Raw genomic sequence first — 25,971 nt, 5'->3', positions numbered from 1 at the left:
CATGCGCCCTAGGCGATGTGTGACTGGATGTGGAAGGGCAGGTTGGCGCCTTCCACGACGATTGCGAGTTCATAGGTGCTGTCGCGGTCAAGGTCGGCTTCGATGATCGAGTGATCGATGTCGTCATAGCGCTCGTGCCGGATGCGGATGATGCTGTCCGAAAGCGCTTCCTCCAGATCCTCGTACAGATCTTCGAAGCGCTCCTCGGCGCTGCGGTCGGTGCGGCGTGAGAACTCGTAGTTTGCGACCTGGATACGGTCGCCGACCATGAAATCGAGAATTTCGTGCACCAGCCTCTGGCTCAGCACCGACTCCGTCGTGGGACGTTCGGTGGCCTTGAAGATGAACAGGTCATCCCCCTGCCCTCCGGTGAGCACCACCCCATTGGCTCCCACGATGAAGGTGTCGTTGCCGGTGCCGCCGATCACCGCCTCGATGTTGTCAAAACGGTCAGTGTCTATGCTGCCGCCGGTTGCGGTGCCTGTCGCCATGTCGATGATCAGGGCGTCGGCGCTTGCCGAATAGTCGAGCGTGTCAAAGCCGGCGCCACCATCGATAAGATCCCAGCCGGCATCGCCATGGACCGTGTCGTCGCCACCCTCGCCGTGGATCTCGTCGTGACCGGTGCCACCGGCGAGGTCGTCATCGCCAGCACCGCCCCAGAGTTCGTCGTCACCGCTGCCGCCTTCCAGCAGGTCATCGCCAGCATCGCCCCAGAGCGTATCGTCGTCGCCTTCACCCAGCAGCTGATCGTCGCCGGCGCCGCCGATCAGGCTGTCCTCGCCATCCCCGCCGCGCAGCGTGTCCTCGCCGGCGCCGCCATCAAGAACATCACTGCCCTCGTCACCTTCCAGCAGGTCACTGCCCAGGCCACCCAGGAGGACGTCGTCGCCGCATTCGCCGCTGAGAACGTCGTCCCCTGAGCCGCCGTCGAGCTCGTCATCACCGGCACCTCCGTGGAGCGTGTCGTTGTCGGCGCCCCCATCAAGGCGGTCATCACCGGAGCCACCGTCCAGGATATCGTCACCGGTGCCGCCGGCAAGCTCATCGTCACCGAGGCCAGCGATGAGGACATCGTTGCCCTCGCCCCCATCGAGCGCGTCGTCGCCGGCGCCAGCATCGAGAGTGTCGTTGCCGGTGCCACCGGCAAGTTCATCGCAGCCCTCCCCGCCCTCGAGCAGGTCTGCCCCGGCGCCGCCGGCGAGCACGTCATTGCCAAGAGCGCCGATCAGGACATCATCGCCTTCGCCGCCATCGAGGCTGTCGTCACCGTCACCGCCGTTCAGCGTGTCATTGCCGGCCTCGCCTTCAAGAATGTCGTCGCCATTGCCACCATCGAGGATGTCGTTGCCGTCGCCCCCCATCAGCAGATCGTCGCCGTCGTCCCCCTGGAGAATGTCGTCGCCGGCTTCGCCGAACAGCCGGTCATGTCCGGCGCCGCCGCCGAGCAGATCATTGCCGTTGCCACCAAAGAGGATGTCGTTGCCCCGGCCGCCAAACAGCTGGTCGTCGCCGTCGCCGCCGACGATGTGGTCATGCCCCAGCCCGCCCACCACCACATCATTGCCCCCGCGGGCATCGATCAGGTCGTCGCCGGCAAGCCCATCGATGTCGTCGTCATAGGGGGTGCCCACGAACACATCGTCATGCGGGGTGAGCCGCTGCACATTGCGCACGATCTCCAGAATGGCGGTCTGGACGATGTCGTGCAGCCCGTCGCTGATCTGGTAGGTGAAGGTGATGGTGCCCAACATCCCCGGGATGGTCGCAAAGGACCAGGCACTGCCCAGGCTCACCAGCGTGCCGCCCGACACCGTCAGCCCGCTGATCGTCAGCGCGTCGCCATCGGGATCGGACGCTCCATGCAGCAGTTGCGACAGCCCGATCAGCACCGCCTGGCCGGCAAACACATCATGGAGCCGCACCGGCCCCAACACCACGGGAGCGCGATTGGTCGAGCCCGGGCCACCCTCGTCTTCGTCTTCGTCTTCGTCCTCGTCTTCGTTGTCGTTGTCACCGCCGCCGAGGTCGGGCTGGTTGTCATTGTCACCGGGAGGCGGATTGGAGGCCCCACCACCGGTGTCACCGACGTCATCGTCGTCGGTGTCATCCTGGTCGGTTTCGCCCGGGTCGGTTTCCCCATCGCCCGGCCCTGGATGGGGCGCAGGAGAGCTGCCGCCACCTCCCGGCAGGTCAACCGCCGGGCTGCGACCATTGTCATTGAGCGGCGTATAGGTGAACGCCACCGGGAAGAAGGGGGCAATGTCGGGATTGAACGGGGCGAACGGCCGCGTGTAGACGAAATTGACGGGGTCGGGCAGGTTGAAGTCGCTCGGCCAGGGAAGGCCGAGCCCGGTGATCGGACTGCGGGGCGGCTCCGGCGCCTCCTCACCAATGCTGCCTGTGGTGGTCTCGTCGATCGCAGCGACCTCCAACCTGCCATCGTCAGGAGCGGTCTTGGCTGCCTCGCCGGATCCCCTTGGGGCTTCATTGTCCTGTGCCCCGGCGCCGACGATGCTCTTGAGATAGGCCGCGACACTCACCAGCAGCAGCGCCACCGCGTAGGGGACAGCCGAGCGCTTCTCGGGCTTGTTGAAGTTGAGCTTCTCTTTGGGGTCGGCAGGCGCGTTTCCCTGCCGGGTCGCCTTGGCTTCGATGATCATGCCAGCTCTCCTTCGCGCAGCGGGACCACCCTGGTGTTGGCATTGGCCTGACGCTGGCCGGCCACGATCTCTTCCTTGGGACCGAAGGCGCTCAGTCTGCCGTTCTGGATCACCGCCACCATGTCGACCTCGGCAAGGATGCTGGGCCGGTGGGCAACCACGATGGCGATGCCGCCACGGGCCCGGATCGAGCGGATGGCCAGGTTCAGAGCCTGCTCGCCTTCGGCATCCAGAAACGCGTTCGGCTCATCCATGATCACCACGAACGGCTCGCCATAGAGCGCCCGCGCCAGACCAATGCGCTGGCGCTGGCCGGCCGACAGAGCCGTGCCCATTGGCCCAAGCTGGGTGTCATAGCCATCGGGCAGCCTGACGATCATCTCGTGGACGCCCGCGGCCTGGGTCGCCGCCACCACCTTGCGGCCATCCCGTTGCGGGGCCAGCCGCGAGATGTTCTCGAGAATGGTGCCATCAAGCAGCGCCACATCCTGCGGCAGGTAGCCGACATAGTCGCCGAGCTTGTCCTCGTCCCATTGGGCGAGGTCGGCCTCGTCCAGCCGCACCGAGCCGCGCAGTGCCGGCCAGATTCCGGTCAGCGCCCGCACCAGCGTGGTCTTGCCACCACCACTGGGCCCGATCACCGCCAGCGCCTGGCCGGCCTTGAGCTCGAAGGCCACCTCGGTCAGGAGGATGCGGCCATTGCCGGGGGCTGCCACGGTGATCTTGTCGACCTTGAGCGAGCGGGTGGGCGCGGGCAGTTCAACCGGCTTTTCCATTCCCGACAGCGCCACCATGGTGTCGCGCAGGCGCTTGAGCGCCTGACGCGCCGCAACCACGCCCTTCCAGTTGGCAATCGCCAGATCGATCGGGGCCAGCGCGCGCGAGGAAGCCACAGAGACCGCAATGATCGCCCCCGCCGACATCTGTCCGTTGATCGCTAGGTATGCCCCCGTCCCCAGGAGTGCTGACTGCAGCAGCATCCGGAGTACCCGCGAGATGGCGCCAAACGTGCCCACCACATCGCTGGCGCGGGTCTGCAGGTTCAGGTGATCCTGGTTAGCCTGGTTGAACCGCTCCACAGCCCGATGGGCAAACCCCATGGCCTTGAGGATGTCGGCATTGCGGGCATTGGAATCCGCCACCGCATTGCGCGCGAGAAAGGCCTGCTGGCTGGCGGTCGACAGCTTGCGGGAGCGTAGCTCCGTCACCACGGTGAGCAAAGTGAGCACCACCGCGCCACCAAGGGTCAGAGCGCCCAGCACCGGGTGAAGGAAATAGACAAACAGGATGTAGAGCGGCACCCAGGGCAGGTCGAACAATGCCATCGGCCCCTGGCTGCCCATAAAGGAGCGCACCGTATCGACGTCGCGCCCGCGCTCGAGCGCCTCACCGGTCGAGAACCCGAACCGGGGCATGTCGACGCTGACCCGATGCGCGATCGGGGCCAGCATGCGGTCGAACCGGCCGCCAATGCGCACCAGAAGCTGGCTGCGGATGATGTCGAACAGGCCCTGGAACAGATAAAGCCCTATTGCCAGCACCGACAGCGCCGCCAGCGTCGGAACGCTCCCCGAGGTCAGGGCCCGATCGTAGATCTGCAGCATGTAAAACGAGCCGGTCAGGGCCAGCACGTTGATGATGCCGGAGATCCAGAACAGGAACACTCCGACGCCTTTGAATTCGCGTTTGAGCATCTCGTCGCCGCGATGCTCGGCCAGTGCCTTGCTGGTGAAAGCCATCTTCAAGCCCCTCAAGATTGTGGTGAGTGAAAAGCCCGGCCGGTGATTTCACCGGCCGGGCCCGCAATCGTCAGAGATTGAAGTCGGTGCTGGTCAGCTGCTGGTTGCCAGCGATGCTGATGCGGAATTCGGGCGCCCCGTCCCCAGCCGTATTGCCCGAGACGATGGTGTATTCCCCATCCTCCCGCGTCTCGTGGGTGACCACGATCTGGCCGGGCGCGGTCGCACTGGAGCCGCTTACCAGTTCGAAGGCCTGGTTGCCGTCCGTGCCAGCGTCAGCGTCGATCCCGGACAGGTCGATCCTGTCGCCCGGCTGGAAGCCCCTTATGGTGTCACCATGGGCCGCGGCGCTCGAGCCGAAGACAAACACGTCCTCACCCTGCCCGCCATCCATCACGTTGACCGCATTGCTGGCTGTGATCCGGTCGTCACCCGAGCCCGTCACCACGTTCTCGACACCCCACAGGGCGTCGATCCCGCTCTGGCTCGACACAGCGCTGCCGCGGCCACCGACGCCAGTGCCCAGGTCAACCACGGCATCCTCGGTCAGGAAGCCAAGGTCGAGTGTGTCGACACCTTCGTCGCCAGAGATGTCGCCGCCATAGTAGAGGTCGTCGCCATCGTTGAGGCTGCCGGCGAAGAGGTCATTGCCTGCCCCGCCGAACACCGAGTCATTGCCGGCACCGCCCGTCAGCAGATCATTTCCGGCCTGGCCGAACACCCGGTCGGCTCCGGCATCGCCATAGACCATGTCGTCGCCGGCACCGCCGAAGAGGTCGTCATCCCCGTCCTCGCCGAAGACAATGTCGCGACCACCCTCGGCATCGACGAAGTCGTTGCCCGAGCCAGCCCGCACCACATCGGCACCGCCGCCGCTGACGATGTAATCGGTTCCGGCCATGCCAAACACCAGGTCGCCAGCCGAGGTGCCGAGCAGCACGTCGTCAGCAGCGGTGCCTACGGAGCGGCCCTGGCCGGACGACGGCACGGGAGCCTCGGCGTCGTCATCGTCATGCTCCTCGCTGTCGCAGTCATCCGCACCGGAATGGCCGTGCTCCTCGTCGTCCTCCTCCTCGTCGTCCTCCTCGTCATCATCATCATCATCATCATCATCATCAGGATGACCGTGATCATCCTCGTCATCGTCGGTGGGATCGACAGGCGAAGGCGTAACAGGCGCTTCGTCGTCATCATCCTCGTCCGAGGAACCTTCACCCGGCTCGAACTGCGGCAGACCGCCCTGGCTGAAGAAGGTCACAGAGTGGCCGCCACTGGTCACGGAGGTCGAGCCGTCGGCGTTCGTGACGATCTGGTAGTCAGCGAAGGTCTTGCCGGCGGGAAGTTCCACCACGTCCTGGGGGCGCAGGGTGCCGATGATCACGTCATTGCCGCCACCCGTCTTGAAGACGACGCGGTGCGCCGACAGCAGGGACGAGATATCGACCGTATCGTCTCCGGCACTGCCGATGACGGTGATCGTGTTGGGCCGCAGGCTGGTCAGGCTGAAGTCGCCGAACATCTGTACGCTGTTGATGCCGTCGCCTGCGTTGATGATGATCTCTTCGATGTCAGTCATTGCTGTAATGACTGTCTCATCGCCGGCACCAACCTGACGGGTGATCACGATCTCGGCTTCGAAATCACCGCCGATGTCGCCATCTTCATAGGCGATGCGGGCGATCGCCTCGTCCACCGTGTAGATGCGGAAGATCTCGGATTGGTCGTTGCCGTTGACGACAAGGGTGTCGCCACCAGCGCCTTCGAACCCACCATTGATCACGTCGCTGCCGTCGCCGACATTCCAGATGAAGGTGTCGTTGTCGGTTGCGCCCGTCGTGGCATTATCGCCCTCGGGCAGGTCGCTGCCGAACAGCACATCGTCCCCGGCGCCGCCGATGATGATGTCGTCGCCTTCGCTACCCCTGAGCTCATCATTTCCGCCCAGACCAAAGATAATCTGGCCGATGGCACCAGGCGCGGTGATGGTATCGGCACCCGCCGTACCGGTGTTTACCACGACGGTACGATCAGCGAACTGAATCCGCTCGATGCCGGTCAGTGTGTCATCACCCTCGTTCCCTGCGATGGAGGTGAGCGAGATGCTGTTGCCGGAGGAGCTGATGACGAAGTTGCTGGATGCTCCGGAATAGACTGCCGTGTCCGTGCCGCTACCGCCTGTCAGGGTATCGTTCCCGCTGCCGCCGGTCAGGACGTCGTCTCCGCTGCCGCCGTCCAGGCTATCGTCTCCGCTGCCGCCGACCAGAGTGTCGGCGCCACCATTGCCGGAAAGCGCGTCGTTGCCGGCGCCACCAGTCAGCACGTTGGCAGCGTTATTGCCGGTCAGCGTGTCGTTGAAACCCGAACCGATGACGTTCTCGATACCATTGAGAGTATCACCCTGGGCATGCCCTCCCGATGCGGTGTCGCTGGCCCGGTTCACGATCACGCCGGCGTTGGACTGGCTGTAGTCGGCAGTGTCGGTGCCGCCCTGACCATCAAGCGTGTCGCTTCCTGCTCCACCGATGAGGATGTCGTCGCCATCGCCCGCAGCGATGTTGTCGTTGCCATCACCGCCGATCAGGATGTCGTTGCTGCTGCCGGCACCAAGGAAGTCGTTGCCGCCGAAACCCACAACAAAGTCCGCTCCGGATCCGCCGGTAAATCGGGACCCAGCCGTGCCATTGGCTGCGTTCGTGCCCAGGGCCAGATTGTAGTCGAGCCCGCCTATACGCACTCTCTCGATGCTAATCAGTGAACTGGCATTGGTGATCGACCCATTGTTGAAATCGCCAACCGTCGGATTGGTGCCGTTGTGAGCAAAGCCATAGCTCGAAAGGGCACCAGTCAGGACCAGCGTATCAGAGCCGACGCCCCCATCCAGCCTGTCCGTTCCTGCGGACTTGACCAAAATGTCGTCGCCGCCCAACCCCGAAATATTATCGTCGCCCTCGCCTCCAGTGATGACGTTTCCAAGCTCATTGCCATTAAGGGTGGTCGTGCCGGACGCGTCGCCGAGCGCTGTCAGGTTCTCGACGTTCGCGCCGAGCGTGTAGTTTGGAACGGCGGAAGTGACGATGACGGTATCGATGCCCTCGTCGAAGTTCTCAATAACGGTGTCTGTTCCAGGCTCGCCGCTGCCCGACACATTGTTGACGATGTAGGTGTCATCGCCGGCTCCACCGCTCATCGTGTCAGCACCGCTGCCACCATCGATGACGTTGTTGCCCGCGTTTCCGGTCAAAGTGTCGTTGAACGCGCTGCCAGTGAGATTCTCGATGCTTACGAGCAGATCCTCGGCGCCTTCGGCCATGGCCGCGGCCAGCGTCGTGGCAGTGCTGGCGAGTGTCACGGTGACCCCTGCAGCAGCAGAGGCATAGGTCACGGTGTCGTTGTCATCCCCGCCATCGATGCGGTCGTTGCCGGCACCGCCATCCAGCAGGTCGTCACCCTTCTCACCATAGAGAAGGTCATTGCCGTCGCCACCTTCGAGGTCATCATTGCCGAAGCCACCTCGGAGGACGTCGGCGCCGCCGTCCCCGAACAGCCGGTTGGCTTCATTGTTGCCGATCAGGGTGTCGTCGTGGTTGGCACCTTCGACGTTTTCGATGTTGCGGATCCAGGAGAAGCCTGAAGCTTCACCAGTCAGCAGGTTGACCTGGACACCGACACTTGTCGCCGACTGGTAATTGAGGGTGTCGCCGCCCACCTCGCTGGCATGATCCAGCATGTCGGCCTCGAAGTGCTCGACGCTGTCAATTGCAGTTGAGCTTTCGAGCCTTGTGATGGTGGTACCGTTGAAGGTGACGTCCAGCGTATCGTCGTCATTGTCGCCGATAAAGCTCAGCGTGTCGTTGCCGGCGCCCCCCTGGAAGGACTCATCGCCCTCGCCATTGCGATAGATGAAAGTGTCGTCCCCGTTGCCACCATTGTAGGTGTCATTGCCTTCACCGCCATCCAGCGTGTCGTTGCCGTCCTCACCGTTGAGACTGTCATTGCCACTGCCGCCAATGAGGATGTCATTGCCGGCTCCACCGTTTAGAGTTTCGGGGCTGTTGTCGCCGATAAAGCGGTCGTCCCCCACCGTCCCGATCAAGGTGGTCGGTTCGCCAGTCGTAAGATTAGCGTCGAAGCGCTCGCCGACAACGCCGGTCACTTCCGAGTGGACGATCTTTTCGTTTCCGAGATCGTCGGTATAGGTCACCTCCGCTCGGATATAGCGTCCGGCGAAGTCGGTGCCGTTGCTGGTGCTTCCATTGTCGCTAGGAATGGTCCAGGACAAGCCGGTTGCTCCAACAACGTCGTTCCAGGGGCCGGTAGGCGAGTCAGCCCACTGCCACTGATAGGCAATCAGCCCTTCCTCAAATGCGTCGGTAATGCCGTCCGCGTCCGTGAAAGCCACGGTCATGGTGAGCGTCTGGCCCTCCGTCGGCGACATGTCGCTGATCAGGAGGGGGCCAACCGGTTCGTCATTGGTCCCGACGACCACGTCTGTGGTCAGCGACATCACGGTCTCGGTCACCCCGCCGGCATCCAGATAGGTGCCCACCACACGGATACGGAGCCCGGTGTGCTCATCGCTGGGCGTGAAGGTGGTCCCGAAGGCGCCCGGGATGTTGATATAGTCACCGGTGCCATCGTTGCGTTCGATCTGCCAGCGGTAGGTCATGTTGGGTACGTTGCCGCTGCCGACCGGTCCCGGGTTGTTCGCGTCGTAAACATTGTCGGCGTGAACTGAGAGTTCCCGCCCTTCTGTGGCGGGCAGGCCATCGATGACCAAGCGCCCGATGGGCTCATGATTGCCGGACTGCTGGAGGACCACAGTCTGATCGGAGAACTGAATCCGCTCAATACCGACGAGCGTATCCACCCCCTCGTCGATCTGCGGGTCCACCTCTTCCATCTCGCGGCGCGCCACGCGAACCTTGCCGTCTTCGAACTCGGTAATCTCGTACCAGTCCCGGTTACCGGCAAAGACCGCGGTGTCCACGTTGTCCGAGGGATCCTTGTCATAAAGGATCTCGCGCTGGATATGCATCTGGCTCGGCACGATGATCCGCGCCATCATCAGGTCGTAGAGCGACTTACCGACCCAGCTTGGGTCAGCCGCATCCGCTTCTGTGAAGACGTGCTTCAGTGTATCGACCGTCGCGATCTCGTTCTCGGCACTGTTGGACTGGCCGACAACCCGGCCGTTCACGGTTTCCTGGCCGGTGATGCGAATACGAACGTTCAGCCAGGCATCCCCATGGATGAAGTCGTCGCCGCCACGACCTTCGAAGGTGTCATTGCCGTCACCGCCGATCAGAATGTTGCCAGCCTTGAAGGCAACCGCCTTTTCGAGATCGACCCCTGCTTCGGTGGGACGGGGGTGAAGCAGCTCGCCGAGGAGTTCTTCCAGCCCATCGATACGATCCACGCCGGCCCAGCTCAGCTCGTGGTTGGTCATATCGAGTTCGGTCTCGATTTCCTCCTTGCTGCCTCGATCGTCACCCCTCAGCACATCGTTGTGGATCCAACCCGAGAGCGCCTCGGTCTGGTCGAAGCGATCCCGCAGGATGTCGTCGGCAACCGTGGTGAAGATTGGGATCCGCATATCGGAGTCCGCGGCGATACGGTTGCCCTTGTGGATGGCCCAGTCAAACCCGTACATTCCTTCATTGCGCATGACGCTTTCGCCCTGCACCATGATGTCGTCGCCGGATTCTGCGTCGAAATCGTTCTCGTTTTCGCCGGCGAACAGCACGTCGTGACCGAGAATGGTGGAGTTAAAGAAGAGCTCGGAGTTGTCGCCGTTGAGAACGTCGAAGCCGTCGCCACCCTCCATCCAGTCGCTTCCTTCGTTGCCGAGCAGAAAGTCATGATCGGCGCCGCCGAGCACAAAATCATCGCCTTCGCCGGCAAACACCTCGGTGCCGTCCACACCGACGAAGAACACGTCCTTGCCATCTCCACCCATCAGCACGTCGAGGCCGTTGGAATTGGCAATGATGTCGTCGCCATCTTCACCCTTGATGAAGTCGCCGGTGTCGCCGCTGTCCGTGATGATGTCATCACCCGCACCGCCGATGATCAGGTCGACGCCCGCCCCGCCCTCGATCCGATCGTCGCCGCCACCGCCCCAGATCGCGTCATCGCCGTAGTCAGCAATGATGGTGTCGTTGCCCTCGGAGCCGCCGATGACGACGTGCTCACCACCAATGAAGCGGATGTAGTTCTTGAGCCCCGTCTCGTCTTCTGCCGTTAGCAGGTTATCGCGCTGAACCTTGGTCATGCCCATGGCATTCAGGGCAGCATCATCATGCTCGGGGTCTGCTTCGATCTGCTTGGCCGGATCGATATTGAGCACATGGTCGTGCTTTGCGAAGGGATCTACACCGGTGCGGATACCGCTCTCGATGTCGTCGTCGGTGCCACGGATACCGTCGAGACCCGGATCGACCATGTCGGAGTTGATAGCCACCAGTTTGGAGAAGGCGTTGTTCTCCAGCTCATTGAGCAGGTTCAGGCCCTGCGTACGGGTCAGGTAGTAGAACCGGTCGAGATCCTGCAGCATCTCCATCTGTGCTTCGAATACGGCATTGAAGGTCGAGCCAAGCATGCCGCCGAATGGCATCTGCTTTTCAGCGAGGCCGCCGATCCATAGGTCAATGTCATTCAATCCGCTGTTTTCAGCACTCCAGTTGCCCAGGCTGTTGAGGAAGTCCAGGCGATCGGTGTACGTCTCCCCGTTGATGGTCACATCCCCAGCGGGGTCGCCGTCTCCGAGAACGAGCAGCGTAGCAGCAGCCCGTTTCTCTTCCAGGGTCGCATGTTCAAGCAGAACAAGAGAGGCATGCCTGCCGTAAGCGGCAATGAAGTTGATCACGGATGCCGGATTCTTCAGATTGGCCGCCAGTTCCGACCAGCTTTGATACGGCTTGACGAAAGTCGAGGTGGTCGCGGCGTAGAGTTGCTGGCGAGCCTCGTTCAGGGTGGGCATGCCGGTGTCACGACCGCGTGCAATGTTGACCGCCGCCAGGTCGAGGGGCAGACCAAGCAGATTGGTGCGCAGCGCATCGACGACGAATTCGTCGATCTCATTGCCACGGACCTGGGACATGCCGCGGAAAATCGCGCCCGCGGCCTGGTCATGTGAGATCGTGCCATTCTGGTCAAACTCGACCGGGTTGAGGAACGCCTCGATGAGGCCGATGTCCTGGTTCCAGTTCTGCACATCGACTGGAACGGCATCGATGTACTGGTTTCCGTCAGGATCGAGTACCGGATCGCCGTTGGTGTCGGTACGCGGCACGTAGTGGACTGGCACCCCGTCTTCGAGGAAGAGCCGCGAGATGTCCTCGGTCAGCATCGAGTGCCCGAAGCGGTACACGACGTGAGCGAACTCCGCGAAGATCGCCGGGTCGATGTCGGTCTGCGTGTTGAATACGAAGAGGTCGATCATCGGCTGAACCTTGCGGCCGAACTCTTCGAAGACGAGGTGCTGGTACTGCATCTCGGTCGCAAAGCGCGCCGTCTGGAACAGACGCTCACCGTTCCACGAAAGAGCAGGACCAAGATCTGCGGGATTCACCCCTGCAGCTGTCAGGGCGGCCTGCTGTGCGCTGGTCAGGTCGGCGGCCTTGATGACGCCAGCCAGCACCGCCAGGGCGACGCCACCGGCGTTGATAGCTGCCAACTGCGCCGGCGTGAGCGTCTCAAGGCCCTCGGTCAGCCATTCATTGATGAACTCGACGTCCTTTGATTTCAGAATCTCCAGCTTCTGCACGTCCACTTGGCGGTTGTGCTCGGAGTGGAAGACGTGGTGGACGGCGGTCAGGCCGATATTTTCGTTGCCGCGGCCGTCACCGGTGACGAAATGGCGATCGAGCAGCTCGTTGTCGTACTCGGTGTTCTTTCCAGTCAGAGGGTTGAACTGGACCGCATTGCCGGCGGGATCGGCCGGAGTGTTAACCCCGTCCGGCCGCAAGAAGCCCTGAGTGTCCAGCACCGGCACGGCATTGTGCGCAATGTCGTCAAGGAAGGAATGCGAGGTGCGTACCGGCTCGGTGCCGCCCTCGGCCGGGTTTAGCTTCACCGGAGCGCCCGGCGTTCCGCTGACGGTGATATCATCTTCCGTGTTCGGAATGCCGTCATAGCCGATGTCGAGGATCACCTGCGGGAAGCCATTCTCTCCCGGGATGAACTTGCCGTAGAGATCAGTCCGGATCAGCGGGATATTGAAGACGTCACGGTCCGTGAGTTCAATCCCGAGCATCTCCCTCGCCTGATCCTTCACATCCTTCCAAGTCGGGAGCCCACCATTGGCGCCGTCAAGCATATGGCCAGTAGCCACCGGCTCGCCATTTGCATTCAGCTTGTACTCGCGCAGAAAGACCTGGTGCGAGGGATGGGACGTGTAGGTCTGGTTCTGATCGACGAAGGGGGTCGTGACGTTGATACTTTCACGGACATCGTCCGCCGCCTCGTTGACGTCTGGAGTGCCAGGGTCATCGCCGAGGATGCCATCCGCGCCCGGCCCTACGTTGAACTGGGTCGCGCGTGTCAGCACCATGAAATTGGTGAAACCACCGGGGACGTAGAGCGGATCGTCGGGCTGGAGCGGGACGTAGATGGTGCCCTCACCGCCTTTCGAGATCAGGTCCAGGCCATGGTCGAAGAACTGACCGAAGAAGGTCATCCACCCGTTGAACGGGGCTGACAGCCCTTCGTCCGGCGCGACATTCGGGATTTTGAGCGATGTGCCGTCCAATTCAAACTCGATACCGAGTTCGGCAGCCACATGGTTCAGAACGTTCTGCGCGCCAATGACGACATCGGGCTCGGTACCTGCGTCGTCGCCGTCCGGAACGGTCACTTGATAGGCATTGGCGGCGGCCGTCGCTTCGGACGCCAGGCCAATCGCCGCTGGCAAACGGAAATTCGCAATCAGATTCAACAGGTCTGAAATCTGGTCTGCCACTTCGGCGGCGGGCGGAGGATCGGCGTCCAGGGCTGCCTGCAGGTCGAGCTGCATCTTCTGCCAACTTTCCACTCTCGCGTTCGCGATCTTGACAGCGTGCAGAACGGCAAATGGCTCCTGGATTTGCGCGATCTTGGCAGTCAGGTCACCCTCGTGGCCCGCATAACGGAGAGCGGCGGTCAGCGCCGCCGGGTTGTTGGGCGACTGATCGGCGATAAGATTGGAAATAAGACGTGGGTCTGCGTCGACAACGTTGCCGCCGGTGCCCACAGTTTCGCCGCCGCTGCTGTAGTTTCCGTCAATCTGAGTCGGCGACTGGCCGGTAGGACCATCCGGATCGAACTGGTCGCCATCGGTTTCCTTGCGCCAGCTTGGCTCGAACATGCGCGGCATGGTCTGATCGGCGGCGCCCCAGAGCTCGCGCCCCGGGATGATGTTGTTGTAACTGCCGTCAACGGTGCGCAAGCCGTAAGGGAGGTGCGGCTGGCTGATCGCGAGCATGCCCTCGGTGCCGTACTCGCCGGCCGCGTTGACGCGGATCTCGTTGAGGGGGATGCCGCTCGCATGCGCCTCGGCGATCTTGATCTGCTTGAGGATGAATTCGAGATCGTGCTGGTTCAACTTAACGGCCATTTGTCCCTCCACATGCGAGCCGTTCTGGTGCCCGCTTACCCCGCCCTGGCGGGAAACTTCGATGACGCAGTGTCGATCAAGTCTGCGGGGATCGTCAGGTGCGATGGTCTGGCGATTGATTGCCCGAAGGTCGGGGGCAGGAGGGGGGACTTTGGTCTACATCGGATCAGACCTAGGTCTGACGCTTGTGCTCACGGAGGAGATCAACGCCAGGCCGACGCCAGTGAGGCTTTCAGCACTTCCTGGCTGCCGCGGGGGCAGCTCCCAGGCTGCGACACTGGGCACGCCGAACAAACCTAATATTCGGAAACCTTGAAGCGCCATGAAGCGACTCTGGCTCCTTTATTTGACCGCTTCGCCGGATGTGCTAGGCTCATGCCCCAATAGAGAGCCAAATAACTTGTTCGAACGCCTCCATACGTTCCGAAAGCGTTGGGCAAATCTCACTCTGGCGCAGAAGTTTGCTGTCTCTGGCGCCCTCTATACCTTGCCGGCCCTACTGCTGTGCGGCGTGCTCACGACAACAATAGTCACCAATGCAATGGTGGAGCGGCACGCCGGCGCCATAGCTGCAGTGATATCGAATGCCCTGACGGGCTTCGGTGGTCGCGAGGGAGATAGATCGGATTACCTCGCCATCTTCCAACATTTGACGGCTGAGCCCGATTTTCTGGCGCAATTTCCCTACGTGACGATCTGGGGACTAGATGGAGATGTGGAGTTTTCCAACCTGCACGAGGTTGGCCCGGTCCCGTACGACCTCCCCATCGATGTAGCCCAGGCGCTGGCAGGCAGCGCGCTTGCTGACTTCACCGACATGAATTCCGCCGAGTTTCGTCATAGTGGACTGACAGCAGACTATCTCGAAATCTACGTGCCCATTACCGACCCCGTGACGGGGGCCGTCGTGGCGGCGATGCAACTGCGCGAATCCACTGCCCCGCTGGAACGGGTGCTGATGTGGGTCACACTCACCACGTGGGCTGCGATCGGATCGAGTTCCGCCATTGTCATCACGGGTCTGTACGGCATCGTAAGAAGCGGGAGTCGAACCATCCAGCGCCAGCACAGGGCCCTGCAAAGAAGACTTAGTCAGAGCCAGTATCTTGCCAAGCGCTATCGACAGCTCAAGGAGGAAGCGCAAGTCCTCTCACGCAACGTCACCCGGTTCACCGATGAGCATCTTCGCACCATCGGCACCGACCTGCATGACGGCCCGGCGCAGAACATCGCCCTGGCAGTCCTCAATATCGAACAGGTACGGCGGGCTGCGAACAAGAAGGAGCGAGCACAGGTCCTCGATCAAATGGAGGCGGCCCTCGGTGAAGCGCTGCGGGACATGCGGGATATCGCGGCGGGGCTGGTGCTGCCGGAACTGGAGCATCTTGACCTTCACAAGGTCATCCAGAATGCCGTGGACCTTCACATTCGCCACACCGGATGCGTCGTCACCACAACCATCGACATCCCGAACATCCATGCTTCCCAGACAGTGAGTGTCTGCGTCTTCCGGTTTGTACAGGAAGGCCTGAACAACGGCTTTCACCACGGCTTGGCTGAAGGCATAGCCGTCACAGCCGCATGCAGGGGGAGCACACTAACACTCTCGGTAGAGAACCGTTATGTGGAGGGCGAACGGTCAACCCATGCCAGTGAATCACATGGGCTCGGTCTGCACGGCCTCCGGGCCCGCGTCCAGAGCATCGGCGGCAAGTTCACCTTCATCCAGGAGCATGGGCTTGCCCGGATGCAGATGTGGCTCAACCTGCGCAGGCTAGATCCCTCTGGGCAGCGGCAGACCATGGTTGCGCCCATAACATTGCGGCCGGATTCGCCTCCCCGCACTGCCGACTGAGCTTCTGCGCTCAGTTGGCGGGCTTCGGCAGCGCCGGCCGCCGCCGTGTGCCCACTTCGGACAGCCGTATTTCATCGTCCCCCGAGCTCGCCTCATCGGCATCATCTGTCCCGAGCCCCGCGAGTGTGCGCTCGAGCTTTCTGTTGCGTTCAGCGAGGAACTCGAACTGGCTGGCGATAAGACCTTCGGCTGCTCGCGACCGCGCCAGCTGATCCGTTTTTTCCCGCAGCAGGCGCGTGCGGCTTGAGGTCACGATCCCCACGAGCAGCCCTGCGGAGAGCCAGGTGAGTGGCTGCAGCCACAGTGTCATGAAAAAGTCCTGATACCCGACGCCCAGCGGGCGCTCTGGCCAACCGGAAAGCCAGCTCAGAAGGGTGCCGCCCAGCACTGCCAGAACGGCGCCTTCTATCCCGTATTGTGCTGCCAGCAGGATGGTGACGTAGAGAAATGGGTGCAGGGGCCACTGACCGAAATCCACTAGATTCAGCCACTCCAAGAGAGCCGGCGCGCCCAGGAGGATCATCGCTTCTGCGAGCAGCAGCAGGCGGGAGTGATCATCCCTGGTAGCTGGCGCCACATGCGCTGAAGACAGGGGCGTTGAGGTGATGGTCATCTTGCCACTGATGGGTTGTTGGTGATGAAGGTCAGCCGGTGCAGGCCGCTCAGTGTTCTCCGCATGGCTGCGTAAGCGGCGATTCCGCCGGCCACGGACGCGAGCAGATAACCCATCCCGAGATGGTCAGGGCTGGCCAACATCAGCGCAGTTATGGCTCCGTTCAACCCCAGAAACAGCACCTGTAGGATCAGGAACACGCGCCCATACTGAACAAACAGAATGACGCTGCAGCTGGCCTGGAAGAGCAGGTGGAAGGAGGCGCCGAGGAAGGCAAGACGAAGCACCGTCGCCGCGTCATGTGGCAGTCCTATCCAGGAGGCAATTACCGGCGCCAGGATCGCCAGGGCTGCACTGATGGCCAGTTGAACAAGAAAGGCGGTGAACAGCGCATCAACGGTGTCCCGGGCCAGTATGCGACGCTGCTCCTCGAGCTGGCGCAACGTCCCTCCCGACTGCACGATGTCCCTGTAGTGCCGGTAACTGTCGAAAAAGGTGGTTTCAAGCCAGACCACGTAGACAGACATGACCGGAACAATCGACAGATAGGCGATGAACATCGGGCTGTCGTAGCGAGGCGCATAGAGCAGTCCCTGCTGCACCGAAGCAGCCTCGGCGGAGTGCCAGACGACGATCTTGTCGATCCAGACTGCCAGCGCCCCCGCAAGGCTGGCAGCGAAGAAAGTGGCTGATAGTGGCCGCTGCGAGAGCAGGGATGCCGCCGTATCGCGCAAGGGACGCCGTTCTGCGGGAAAGGTGCGAAGGATCAGGAAATTCAGGACGCAGAAGGCCACCGCAAGCCCGATGCTGAAGCCGACCAGCATGCCTGCCGGCCCATAGCCTAGTCGTGCCGCAGCCACGCCGAAAACAACTGAACAGCTCAGACCGATTGCAAAGGCCGAGGTGACGGCGGCGTATTGCTTGATCGCGGCGACGAACGCCATTGCGAGCCACAGGTGGCTCACCTGTACGATGCAGACGATGGCAGCGGCCGTGATGCCAGGTTCAAGGTCCAGCAAGACGAAGACAAAGAACATTCCAATCGCGAGCGCGGCAAGTGTCGCCACAACAAGGGCGCCGAGATACACATCCTGCACCCTTTCGAACCTGCGCCTGTACAGCAAGGCCGAGACCCTGAGGGTGGCCTCCATGGAAATCGGTGCCGTAATCACCAGTGAAAGGGCAAAACTATAGATTACCAGGATGCTGAAAGTCGTGAGTTCGGAGCCTTCGAGAACCGGCCTGCTAAGAAAGTACAGGATGGCGAGACCGCTCATGATGACAATCCAGGGGCCGGACGCGATCAGGACCGCGTGGGCGCCGGCCATCGACCTCGAGGCCAGGCTGTTTCGACTGCTGAGTTTTTGGAGCGCAAAGCCAATGCCAGCCATTTCAAGCCACCGCGCGATCGTTTTGGTTGAGGCAGTCGCTGTAGAGTGTCTGGTAAGCGGCAGCGACTGCGGTGTCCCGGTAAGCGGCATGCACCCTGAGACGCATGTTCTCGCCGCAACGGGCAAGCAGTGATCTGTTGCACAGCAGGGTCGCAACCGCAGATGCGACTTCGTCAGCCGCCCCTACCGCCGCAATCATCCCCCCTGCGCCGATCCCGGCAAGCGGGCCAGCTTGCCCCTCGATCATTTCCCGGCAAGCACCCACATCGGTTGCAACCGTAGGGATTCCGGCAGCACCGGCCTCGAGGACAACAAGGGGCAGTGCCTCGCTGATGCTGGTGAGCACAAGCAGATCCACTTCGCCCAGATGGTCCCGGACGTTCACTGGTCCGGTGAACTCAACCGTATCCTCAAGCCCGCGTCGTTGAACTTCCCGGCGGCACCCTTCGGCATAGTCGGGGTCCTCGTCCATGGGCCCCATGACCAGGGCGCGCAGAAAGGGGATCTCCTCATACAGCAGTTCAGCGACGTCGATGAAAGTCTGAACGTCCTTGATGGGAGCAACACGACCGATGAAGGCAATGGTCGGTCGATCATGAGCGCGCCGGGCGATGCTGCCGAACCGGTCGATGTCCACGCCGTTGGGAATAATCGCCAGCTTCTGCGGCGGGGCGCCAAGCCCGTACTGAAAGGCCTGATTGGCCTCGTAAAGAGAGACAATCCTAGTCGCCTGCGCGTAGGCCACGCGTGCGAAACTCTCGAACCCCCGAGCCCAGAAGTCGCGGATGTCGCGCCGGTCGTCCGAGAGGTCAAGTCCGCGGTCGACACTGTTGGCGATCCAGTCGGCCATCAGGATCTCGATACGCCGCTCGTTGGAATAGATCCCATGCTCGGTGATCAGCAACGGGCGCGCTGTTTCGATCGTGGCCCTTGCACCAAGCAGCCCAGCGTAACCGGTCGAGAGTGCGTGATAGACCTTTGCAGCGGGGAGGCTGCAGGTCATCATCCGATAGAGGCCACCGACCAGGGCTCGCCAGGCCCAGAAGAAGCCCAGAAAATCGGCATGTGGCATGGTCACATAGTGTGCACAGATGGTTTGCCAGGCGTTCTCCGAATTGAGCAGCACCTCTAGGGCCACTTTCCGGTTGATCGGTCCGGTGAGACGCAGCACTTCGGCAAAGGCGCTCTCGTCTCCCTCCGACAGCAACCGATCGAGCAGGAGAGCGAGATGTCCGGGGGAGGCATCCGGCCATTGCCGCTCCCGTCCCAGCCGGTCGGTATCAAGAAGGACGTGATCTATTCCGACGAGGTTGGGAGGCGCCGGGTACAGCGCTCCCCCAGCCGGTGGGGCCGGCAGCACTGCCAGCACGCGAAAGTTCAGTTGCGGTTGAGAGCGGATGAGCCAGTCCGTCCAGGTCGACACGCCGCCCGCGACGTAAGGGTAACATCCCTCCGCAATCAGGCACACATCAGCGACAGGCTGTGCCCTGCCCAGGTGACGCGGAACAAGACCCAACACTACGACCTCCCACTGGCATTGCGGGACGTCCGGGCGTTCTGGCGCTGGCGCTGGCGGGTATGTGCCGCGACGGCGGCAGCCTGCACCCGCAGTCGATGGTCAGGGCTCTTCAGCGCCTGCGAGAGAGCGGCGTGCACAACCGCCGGTTCTTCACTGGCTGCCAGGTAGGCGAGCAGGGCCTGCTTTTCTTCCATCGAGCCGTTGGTTAGCAGCGCCTGGTATGGACGGGGCAAGGCGGCTTCCCCCCGGACCAGACGGCCATCGCGTATCCGGTCCACCAGCGTTACTGCCGCAGCGCTGCGCGGGGCGATCACGTCGTACCATTGCTCCAGCTCTCTTCGATCCGCTCTCAGCTCCTTCTGGTCTGCCAGGAGCCCGGCAATGCCGCCCATGGGGCCAAAGACCGCAAACAGCAGCGTGAAAGTCTGCAGTTCTGCGGAGGAGCGGTGGAAGAGCTCCAGCAGCCAAATGAGGGCGGCGAGCAGCGACACCAGCGTGAGATGCCCCAGCACCAGATAGCGCCAGTCCGACCCGGCAAGGGTCAGTGCAACCAAAACGATGCTGCAGCACAACACTGCGGCCTTGACGGCGTGGAGCGTGGACAACTGACCCGCAGGGGGTCGGCCGAGATCGGAAGCAAGAGTCATCTTGAGCACCTCCCGGAGCAGATGAGCCAGGAGCCCGACGGCTGGGTCCATGGTGCTGGAACTGCTAGGACCAGCAGGCTGCGGCGACATTGACGACCATCAATGCCGTTTCAGTGATGTCGCACCAGCATGGCATGGCGCTGAGAAGGCATGCCAACGGTCCTAACGACAGATGATGATGCCGTCCCACCGTCCTGTTCTGCCTGGTTTGGTGCGGGTGTTCGCCATGATGCTGGCCGTGTTCAGTCCGACGGAAGCGATCGCCGAAGAACCGATGCGAGTTCGGGAGCTTTCAGCCGCCACGTCCTGGATTTACCAGTTGCAGGATCTTGTGCCGTCGCGGATCGCTCGCAGCGCCGCAGACGTCGCCGTTGTAGACTTCGCCCAGAATGGGTCCACGCTGCCTCTGGACCGGAACGACGTTGCCAGAATGCGCCTCAAGCCTGACGGAACACGCCGAATCGTGCTGGCCTATCTCAGCATCGGGGAAGCAGAGGATTACCGCTTCTACTGGCATCGCGACTGGCGCTACGCCCCGCCTGATTGGCTTGGGGAGGAAAACCCCGAATGGCCGGGCAACTACCACGTGGATTTCTGGCACCCACAATGGCAGGCCATCCTGTTCGGCGGTCCCAATTCCTACCTGGACCAGATCCAGTCCGCCGGCTTTGACGGTGTCTATCTCGACAGGGTGGACGCTTTCGCTGAGGGGGGCGCGCAGGAAAGTGGCAAAGACCGCATGCGCGAACTCGTCGGCCGCCTTTCAGCCTACGCTCGCATGCGGAACCCCGCCTTTCTGGTCGTGGCACAGAACGGGGAAGAGCTTCTCGCGGACCCGGAGTACCGCCGTGTTCTCGATGGTTTCGCCAAGGAGGACCTGTTCTACGGCGTCGATGGGGACGGCGTGCCGAACAGCAAGTCGGAAATCCGCGCCAGCCTGCGGCACATCATGACGCTGCTGAATGAGGGCAAGCCCGTCTTCCTGGTTGAGTATCTCCGGGATCCGACGGCCATGGCGACTGCCACCGGTTACGCGAAGCAATTGGGCGTGCCGATCTATTTCGCACAAAGAGAGCTCGACGATGTCTATGCCCTTTCCAGATAGCTTGCCGGACCGCAACTCCAGCCGGGACTACTCCTTGCTGCTGGCAATCGCACTTGGGGTACTCACCATCGCCGGTGCCTTCGCCATGTTGCCAGGTACTGAGGAGAAGGCTGTCGCAATGATCTCGGAAGGGCGGACGAACGAGGCGCTGAAGCTGCTGGAAGCGAGCCGGGCCGACGGCGAATTCACCAGCCACGAACGTTCGCTCCTTGCCGAGCTGTACCTGGACAGGGGCGAACTTGCTCACGCCGCCGCCCTGCTTGAACATCTCGCAAATGACCCCGTGCATGCCGGATCAGCTCTGCCGCGACTGACGGCCCTCTACGGGCAGGTCCATGACCAGCGGCGTCAGCTGGAAGCGGCGCGGCGGCTTTATGACCTGCGCCCGACCCAGGCGCTCTATGACGAGCTTCGCCTGCTTTACCGGCTCATGGGGGAGTGGCAGGGGGAGCTCAGCTTGCTCGATCGCGCCATCAAGGCGGGGCATGCGAGCTCCGATGATATCCTGCGCTGGCAGCACCTGCGAAACGTCAAGCCGGATGTGATGGCCGCCGCAGCGACCTGGCATGCTCCCTGGTTCACCTTTCCCAGTATCAACCTGCCCTGAGCACAGTTGCAACACAACCGACGACTTCGCCTGTTTCCTGCCACACTTGCAGCCCTCACTGCGCTTCGCAATGGCGGGGAAGGTAGAGTGGATACCGCAAGGGAAGTCGAACTGCGCGCGCTCATGGAAAAGCTTGCACCAGAGGAGTTGCCCGAGGTGGCCGCCATGTTGCTCGAGGCCTGGTGGCAGTCGCAGGGTGAGTCGGCTTCAAGCGTTTACGAATTCTACCGTCGCATCACGCAGTACCATTCCGGTGAACTGCGCGAACAGCTCGAATATATGAGCACGACCTATCGCTCCGGCCAGCTGCTCACCCCGCCTCCTCGCCCTCCAGACTGACCCACTGTTGCCTGACAAGGCCGCACAGCTTGACGTTCGTCAATGTAGCCTGCTGACGGTCGCGCTCTGCTGATCCGAGCATTGCTGGGAGAAGGCAGATGTGTGGAATCGTAGGGATCGCGGGCGCACACCCTGTTGCAGAGCGCCTGCTAACCGGACTGAAGCGGCTCGAATATCGTGGCTATGACAGTGCCGGTGTTGCAACGCTCGCTGAAGGCCGCATCGACCGGCGTCGCGCATCAGGCAAGCTGTCGGCCCTCGCGGCGCGCGTGGCCGAGACTCCTCTTTCGGGAACGACTGGCATAGGGCACACGCGCTGGGCCACCCATGGGGCGCCGACGGAACTCAACGCCCATCCACACGCGACCGAACGCGTGGCAGTCGTACACAACGGAATCATCGAGAACTACCGTACGCTGCTGGCGGACCTTGCGGGCGACGGCTACTTGCCGGCAAGTCAGACCGACAGCGAGGTCGTGGCGCTGCTGGTTACCCGCGCAATGGACCTCGGCCTGTCGGCGGAAGAGGCGGTCGAATCCACGCTGGGCAAGCTGAAGGGCGCCTATGCACTGGTGTTTCTGTTCGAGGCTCAGGACAAACTCCTGATTGCCGCACGGCATGGCTCACCCCTGGCGATTGGTCACGGCGATGGTGAGATGTTTGTTGGCTCCGATGCTTTGGCTCTGTCACCCTTCACTGAGCGGGTCACCTATCTCGAGGATGGCGACTGGGCAGTGCTGGGGCCGGAAGGGGCAAGGCTTCATGCCAAGAGCGGTCCAGTGACAAGACCCTTGCACCAGATCGTCTCCACCCAGACTACGGCGGACAAGGGGCCGTTCCGGCACTTCATGCTCAAGGAGATTCATGAGCAGCCCGAGGGGCTGTCGCGGGTTATCGGCACCATCCTGGACCGCCCGAGCATGTCCCTGCTCCCGCCCCCAGCCCTGCCCTTCCGGTTCAGCGATCTCAAGCAGGTGTCCATTGTCGGCTGCGGCACGGCTTATCTTGCGGGAGCGACCGCCAAATACTGGTTTGAACGGTTTGCCAGACTACCGGTGCAGGTCGAGATCGCGTCTGAAATGCGCTACCGGGAGCCGCCCCTTGATCCTGGCGAGCTCGCCTTGTTCATTTCCCAGTCGGGTGAGACGGCAGACACGCTGGCGGCATTGCGATATTGCCGCGCAGCGGACCAGCACGTCATCGCTGTCGTGAATGTCCCCCAATCAAGCATAGCCCGCGAGGCCGACGTTGCCCTGCCGCTGATGTGCGGACCCGAGATCGGTGTTGCATCGACCAAGGCGTTCACCGCCCAGCTTACTGTTCTTCTGGGCCTCGCGCTGCAGGCGGCCCGTGACCGAGGAACGATCGAGCAAGAGCGGTTGGACAGCTTGCTCGAGGCCCTTTGCCGGTTGCCCGCGGCGATATCGGCAACCCTTGAGCTCGACGACGAGCTCAAGGGTGTATCGCGGGTGCTCGCCAGAGCCCGCAACGTGCTGTTCCTTGGTCGTGGCCTCCATTATCCCATCGCGCTCGAGGGCGCGCTGAAGCTCAAGGAGATCTCCTACATCCACGCTGAGGGCTATGCGGCAGGCGAGCTCAAGCACGGCCCCATAGCACTGGTTGAGGAGGCTGTCCCGGTAGTGGTCCTCGCGCCGTCGGACGAGCTGAGCGAGAAGACCTTCTCGAACATGCAGGAGGTCGCCGCGCGGGGCGCTCCGGTCATCCTCGTGACCGACGAGGCGGGCAGGAGTGCCGGTACCGCGCTCGGGGCCCACATCCTGACGCTGCCCACAACCGATCCGGCGCTGAGCCCCATCATCAGCGCGGTGGCGGTGCAGCTCCTTGCCTATCACACGGCGACGCAGCTGGGCGCTGATGTCGACCAGCCGCGCAATCTTGCTAAGTCGGTTACCGTTGAGTGATGAGGTGCCGTTCCGCCCAGGCGGAGGGCCCGGGGCTCGCCGCCTGCGGCTTCTGGTCGAGGCGCGGTGGAGCGAAATGCTCCTGAAACTTGAGCTCCCATGGGTCGAAGCTGGGAACCTGCCGAAGCGTCTCGGGGCCTTGGCTGTCCTGGGCGGATAGTTTGGTCATTTCAAATCCTCGCCGTTCATTATCCTGCGAGGCTGCCAGCTGCCGCGTCTGGCGGCATTGACGGTGGGCAATGAACGGGAAATCGGGGGCATCCGGGCGCTGGCTGCGGCAACAGCCCTGGTGTGTTTGGTGCAGGCGCCTCAGGGCTCGCCGAAGTTGTGCCACAGCTCGGAGTGGCACCGGCCGATGACCTTGACCCATGTGGCCATGGCAAGCGGCTCATCCTGGCTGTAGCCAAGCTCGACGATCTGGGTCCTCACGGCCACGGAGCCGAGTTCGGTGATCTCCTCATAAACCCATGGCGCGATCCGGGGCAGTTCGTCGAGGCGGAAGCGGCCGGATATCGGGTCCAAAGGGCTAGCCATCACGTGTTCCGACATGATCGGGTCTCCGGCAGACAATACCCGGCATCAGGCGCCGGCGCTGGGTCGAGTTCATTGACCCCCATCAATGTCCCGGGCGCAGTTACCGGTCACGCTGGTGACTGGATGCGCGGCCGGCGGGTGTAGCGGAGTTTTGGCTGAACGTTAGGGTTTGCTCAAACAGAACCGTCTATATCCTGCAGCGGATAGGAAGAAACATGGCCGCATACAGGATCACGCTCCATTCGGGGCAGGCAATCATTGTCGAGGACGCCCGCGAGTTGCGCCGGCTGTCAGCTGACCTGTGCAGCGACGGCTTTGTGGTCGTGCGCCGGCGCGCCGCCGCCTATTCCGAAGAGACCACAGACTATTCCGTCCTCGAGCGGGCGGTGGCGAGCATCGAACCCGCCGACCAGGTTTGACCGGCGGCAAGCTTTCGGTCGTTCGACTTTGACGAGCTGCTGCCGGCTTGTTCACTCGGTTCCTGCCGGATGCGCCAGGCAAGAAGGGTCAGGGCAGATCGTTCAGGGGTGTCAGTAGTTCAGCCGCCTCGCCTTCGAAGCTGGCAAGGGTTCAAGGATGGTGTTCGAGGTAATCGACCTGCTGAGCGACGGCATTGTCCCCGGGATAAATGTCGAGGCAGTAACGCCGGAAGAGGCGGTGCTGAGGGCTCTGGGTGTCGAGGTGAAGCGAAACGGCACGCGTCGGGATCTGGTGGCGCGTGTCTACTGGCACACGCCGGGAAACACCAACATGGTCAGGCTCTATCGGGCCCATTCTGTCTCCCCGCAGCAGCCGGCTGATGCCATAAGGATTAATCGAGATCATCAGACCTAGGTCCATTGCCGGCAAGCCTCGAGGAGCCCATGGTGGCGAGGCAGACCACGACCCAGTCTGTGACGCTCCAAAGCCTTCGCCCGGCCAACCTGTTTGACCGGGTTTTTCTTGTCCCGCGGCTGAATGCAAGAGCGCGCGCTCCGGCCAATTGATCGATGAGGGCTAACACCAAGACAGGGGTGTGCCAGCTCCGCGACCAACATAGCTCGTGCTTGGCCGTGCCGTTTCCAGCTGGGCACTTGCTGCCCTTATCGCAATTGCGGTGATGCGGGGTTGATCGGCCGAATCGCCCACCTTCGTTCGGGGAAGTGACAGGGGCAAATGCGTGGTCAGCGAGCCAGGAGGTGATCGAGATGGAGGCGCACTTCGCCGTCCTGCTCCGCGGTGACCGCGCCGAGAAAGTCGCGGACCGCATCATGCGTCGCATCCCCCCTGCTCTCGCACCACTTCCGGAACAGCCTTGCTGCAGCGGAGGGCAGCTCGTCAGTGGAGAGCTTCTCCACCAGTGCTGCCAGCTCCACCTCGTTTCCAGTTCCCATCCGATGACGCCCCCCAGCGGTTTTCCGCTGGTTGTGGGCTAATCACGTAAGGTCGTCAACGTCCTCGCGACC

At 62.4% G+C, this 25,971-nt stretch carries 17 protein-coding genes; 7 read left to right on the top strand and 10 right to left on the bottom strand.

The genetic code is table 11. The features are described 5' to 3' along the window. Positions 1-8: 8 nt before the first annotated feature. From ACFSX5_RS13790 to ACFSX5_RS13780, 3 genes are all read right to left on the bottom strand, one after another. The gene (locus tag ACFSX5_RS13790; RefSeq protein ID WP_386834187.1) at positions 9-2,663 is read right to left on the bottom strand and encodes a calcium-binding protein; all 2,655 of its coding nucleotides are present in this window, start codon (positions 2,661-2,663) and stop codon (positions 9-11) included. Next, the gene (locus tag ACFSX5_RS13785; RefSeq protein WP_386834186.1) at positions 2,660-4,402 is read right to left on the bottom strand and encodes a type I secretion system permease/ATPase; all 1,743 of its coding nucleotides are present in this window, start codon (positions 4,400-4,402) and stop codon (positions 2,660-2,662) included. Before ACFSX5_RS13785 ends, ACFSX5_RS13790 begins: the two co-directional genes overlap by 4 nt. A gap of 70 nt (positions 4,403-4,472) precedes the next feature. Continuing rightward, complete coding sequence (locus ACFSX5_RS13780; RefSeq protein WP_386834185.1) at positions 4,473-13,994, bottom strand: peroxidase family protein; 9,522 nt, start codon at positions 13,992-13,994, stop codon at positions 4,473-4,475. A gap of 400 nt (positions 13,995-14,394) precedes the next feature. Here ACFSX5_RS13780 and ACFSX5_RS13775 point away from each other — a divergent pair, with 400 nt between their 5' ends. Beyond that, a complete protein-coding gene (locus ACFSX5_RS13775; protein WP_386834183.1) occupies positions 14,395-15,849 on the top strand; it encodes a sensor histidine kinase in 1,455 nt (484 codons plus the stop codon). A gap of 10 nt (positions 15,850-15,859) precedes the next feature. On the opposite strand, the gene ACFSX5_RS13770 is transcribed toward ACFSX5_RS13775, so the two are convergent. The 4 genes from ACFSX5_RS13770 to ACFSX5_RS13755 are packed head-to-tail and all read right to left on the bottom strand — an operon-like array spanning position 15,860 to position 20,019. After that, positions 15,860-16,462, bottom strand: coding sequence for a hypothetical protein (locus tag ACFSX5_RS13770; protein ID WP_386834182.1), 603 nt, complete (start codon positions 16,460-16,462; stop codon positions 15,860-15,862). Beyond that, positions 16,459-17,853 carry an exopolysaccharide Pel transporter PelG gene (gene pelG / locus ACFSX5_RS13765; RefSeq protein WP_386834181.1) on the bottom strand — a complete coding sequence of 465 codons (1,395 nt, stop codon included), beginning with the start codon at positions 17,851-17,853 and terminating at the stop codon, positions 16,459-16,461. The genes ACFSX5_RS13770 and pelG overlap by 4 nt, the downstream gene beginning before the upstream one ends. 1 nt (position 17,854) lies before the next feature. Further along, on the bottom strand, positions 17,855-19,321 hold the full coding sequence (gene pelF, locus ACFSX5_RS13760) for a GT4 family glycosyltransferase PelF (RefSeq protein ID WP_386835649.1): 1,467 nt from the start codon (positions 19,319-19,321) through the stop codon (positions 17,855-17,857). A 50-nt stretch (positions 19,322-19,371) separates the two neighbouring features. Next, positions 19,372-20,019 carry a hypothetical protein gene (locus tag ACFSX5_RS13755; RefSeq protein WP_386834179.1) on the bottom strand — a complete coding sequence of 216 codons (648 nt, stop codon included), beginning with the start codon at positions 20,017-20,019 and terminating at the stop codon, positions 19,372-19,374. Positions 20,020-20,245: 226 nt separating this feature from the next. On the opposite strand from ACFSX5_RS13755, the gene ACFSX5_RS13750 reads away from it, so the two are divergent. From ACFSX5_RS13750 to glmS, 4 genes are all read left to right on the top strand, one after another. Beyond that, positions 20,246-21,124 carry an MJ1477/TM1410 family putative glycoside hydrolase gene (locus tag ACFSX5_RS13750; RefSeq protein WP_386834177.1) on the top strand — a complete coding sequence of 293 codons (879 nt, stop codon included), beginning with the start codon at positions 20,246-20,248 and terminating at the stop codon, positions 21,122-21,124. Positions 21,125-21,158: 34 nt separating this feature from the next. Beyond that, positions 21,159-21,731, top strand: a complete 573-nt coding sequence (locus tag ACFSX5_RS13745) for a tetratricopeptide repeat protein (protein WP_386834176.1) — start codon at positions 21,159-21,161, stop codon at positions 21,729-21,731. Positions 21,732-21,818: 87 nt separating this feature from the next. Further along, positions 21,819-22,070, top strand: coding sequence for a hypothetical protein (locus tag ACFSX5_RS13740; RefSeq protein WP_386834175.1), 252 nt, complete (start codon positions 21,819-21,821; stop codon positions 22,068-22,070). 98 nt (positions 22,071-22,168) lie between these two features. Further along, positions 22,169-23,992 carry a glutamine--fructose-6-phosphate transaminase (isomerizing) gene (gene glmS, locus ACFSX5_RS13735; protein WP_386834173.1) on the top strand — a complete coding sequence of 608 codons (1,824 nt, stop codon included), beginning with the start codon at positions 22,169-22,171 and terminating at the stop codon, positions 23,990-23,992. Here the strand turns inward: glmS and ACFSX5_RS13730 are convergent. Both ACFSX5_RS13730 and ACFSX5_RS13725 read right to left on the bottom strand, forming a co-directional pair. Then, the gene (locus ACFSX5_RS13730; protein ID WP_386834172.1) at positions 23,979-24,161 is read right to left on the bottom strand and encodes a hypothetical protein; all 183 of its coding nucleotides are present in this window, start codon (positions 24,159-24,161) and stop codon (positions 23,979-23,981) included. The genes glmS and ACFSX5_RS13730 overlap by 14 nt on opposite strands. A gap of 140 nt (positions 24,162-24,301) precedes the next feature. Continuing rightward, entirely contained in the window at positions 24,302-24,526 is a 225-nt protein-coding gene (locus ACFSX5_RS13725) for a hypothetical protein (RefSeq protein WP_386834171.1), read from the bottom strand. Positions 24,527-24,741: 215 nt separating this feature from the next. On the opposite strand from ACFSX5_RS13725, the gene ACFSX5_RS13720 reads away from it, so the two are divergent. Both ACFSX5_RS13720 and ACFSX5_RS13715 read left to right on the top strand, forming a co-directional pair. Beyond that, a complete protein-coding gene (locus ACFSX5_RS13720) occupies positions 24,742-24,945 on the top strand; it encodes a hypothetical protein (protein WP_386834170.1) in 204 nt (67 codons plus the stop codon). Between the two features lie 157 nt (positions 24,946-25,102). Next, positions 25,103-25,360, top strand: coding sequence for a hypothetical protein (locus tag ACFSX5_RS13715; protein WP_386834168.1), 258 nt, complete (start codon positions 25,103-25,105; stop codon positions 25,358-25,360). A gap of 329 nt (positions 25,361-25,689) precedes the next feature. Here the strand turns inward: ACFSX5_RS13715 and ACFSX5_RS13710 are convergent, their stop codons facing one another. Next, positions 25,690-25,899: a hypothetical protein gene (locus ACFSX5_RS13710; RefSeq protein ID WP_386834167.1), complete on the bottom strand. Its 210-nt coding sequence runs from the start codon at positions 25,897-25,899 to the stop codon at positions 25,690-25,692. Between the last annotated feature and the right edge of the window lie 72 nt (positions 25,900-25,971).

Source organism: Devosia albogilva (assembly GCF_042685625.1).
Classification (GTDB): Bacteria; Pseudomonadota; Alphaproteobacteria; order Rhizobiales; family Devosiaceae; genus Devosia; species Devosia albogilva.
Note: the sequence above shows the minus strand (reverse complement) of the source record. Positions and strands in the feature narration are given on the sequence as shown.

What these genes read in the sequence shown, in the direction of transcription:
- ACFSX5_RS13710 (WP_386834167.1), bottom strand. Translation starts at nt 25,899, where the DNA reads ATGGGAACTGGAAACGAGGTGGAGCTGGCAGCACTGGTGGAGAAGCTC.
- ACFSX5_RS13755 (WP_386834179.1), bottom strand. Translation starts at nt 20,019, where the DNA reads ATGACTCTTGCTTCCGATCTCGGCCGACCCCCTGCGGGTCAGTTGTCC.
- ACFSX5_RS13780 (WP_386834185.1), bottom strand. Translation starts at nt 13,994, where the DNA reads ATGGCCGTTAAGTTGAACCAGCACGATCTCGAATTCATCCTCAAGCAG.
- ACFSX5_RS13725 (WP_386834171.1), bottom strand. Translation starts at nt 24,526, where the DNA reads ATGGCTAGCCCTTTGGACCCGATATCCGGCCGCTTCCGCCTCGACGAA.
- pelG (WP_386834181.1), bottom strand. Translation starts at nt 17,853, where the DNA reads ATGGCTGGCATTGGCTTTGCGCTCCAAAAACTCAGCAGTCGAAACAGC.
- ACFSX5_RS13790 (WP_386834187.1), bottom strand. Translation starts at nt 2,663, where the DNA reads ATGATCATCGAAGCCAAGGCGACCCGGCAGGGAAACGCGCCTGCCGAC.
- ACFSX5_RS13785 (WP_386834186.1), bottom strand. Translation starts at nt 4,402, where the DNA reads ATGGCTTTCACCAGCAAGGCACTGGCCGAGCATCGCGGCGACGAGATG.
- ACFSX5_RS13715 (WP_386834168.1), top strand. Translation starts at nt 25,103, where the DNA reads ATGGTGTTCGAGGTAATCGACCTGCTGAGCGACGGCATTGTCCCCGGG.
- ACFSX5_RS13720 (WP_386834170.1), top strand. Translation starts at nt 24,742, where the DNA reads ATGGCCGCATACAGGATCACGCTCCATTCGGGGCAGGCAATCATTGTC.
- ACFSX5_RS13730 (WP_386834172.1), bottom strand. Translation starts at nt 24,161, where the DNA reads ATGACCAAACTATCCGCCCAGGACAGCCAAGGCCCCGAGACGCTTCGG.
- glmS (WP_386834173.1), top strand. Translation starts at nt 22,169, where the DNA reads ATGTGTGGAATCGTAGGGATCGCGGGCGCACACCCTGTTGCAGAGCGC.
- ACFSX5_RS13750 (WP_386834177.1), top strand. Translation starts at nt 20,246, where the DNA reads ATGATGCTGGCCGTGTTCAGTCCGACGGAAGCGATCGCCGAAGAACCG.
- ACFSX5_RS13770 (WP_386834182.1), bottom strand. Translation starts at nt 16,462, where the DNA reads ATGACCATCACCTCAACGCCCCTGTCTTCAGCGCATGTGGCGCCAGCT.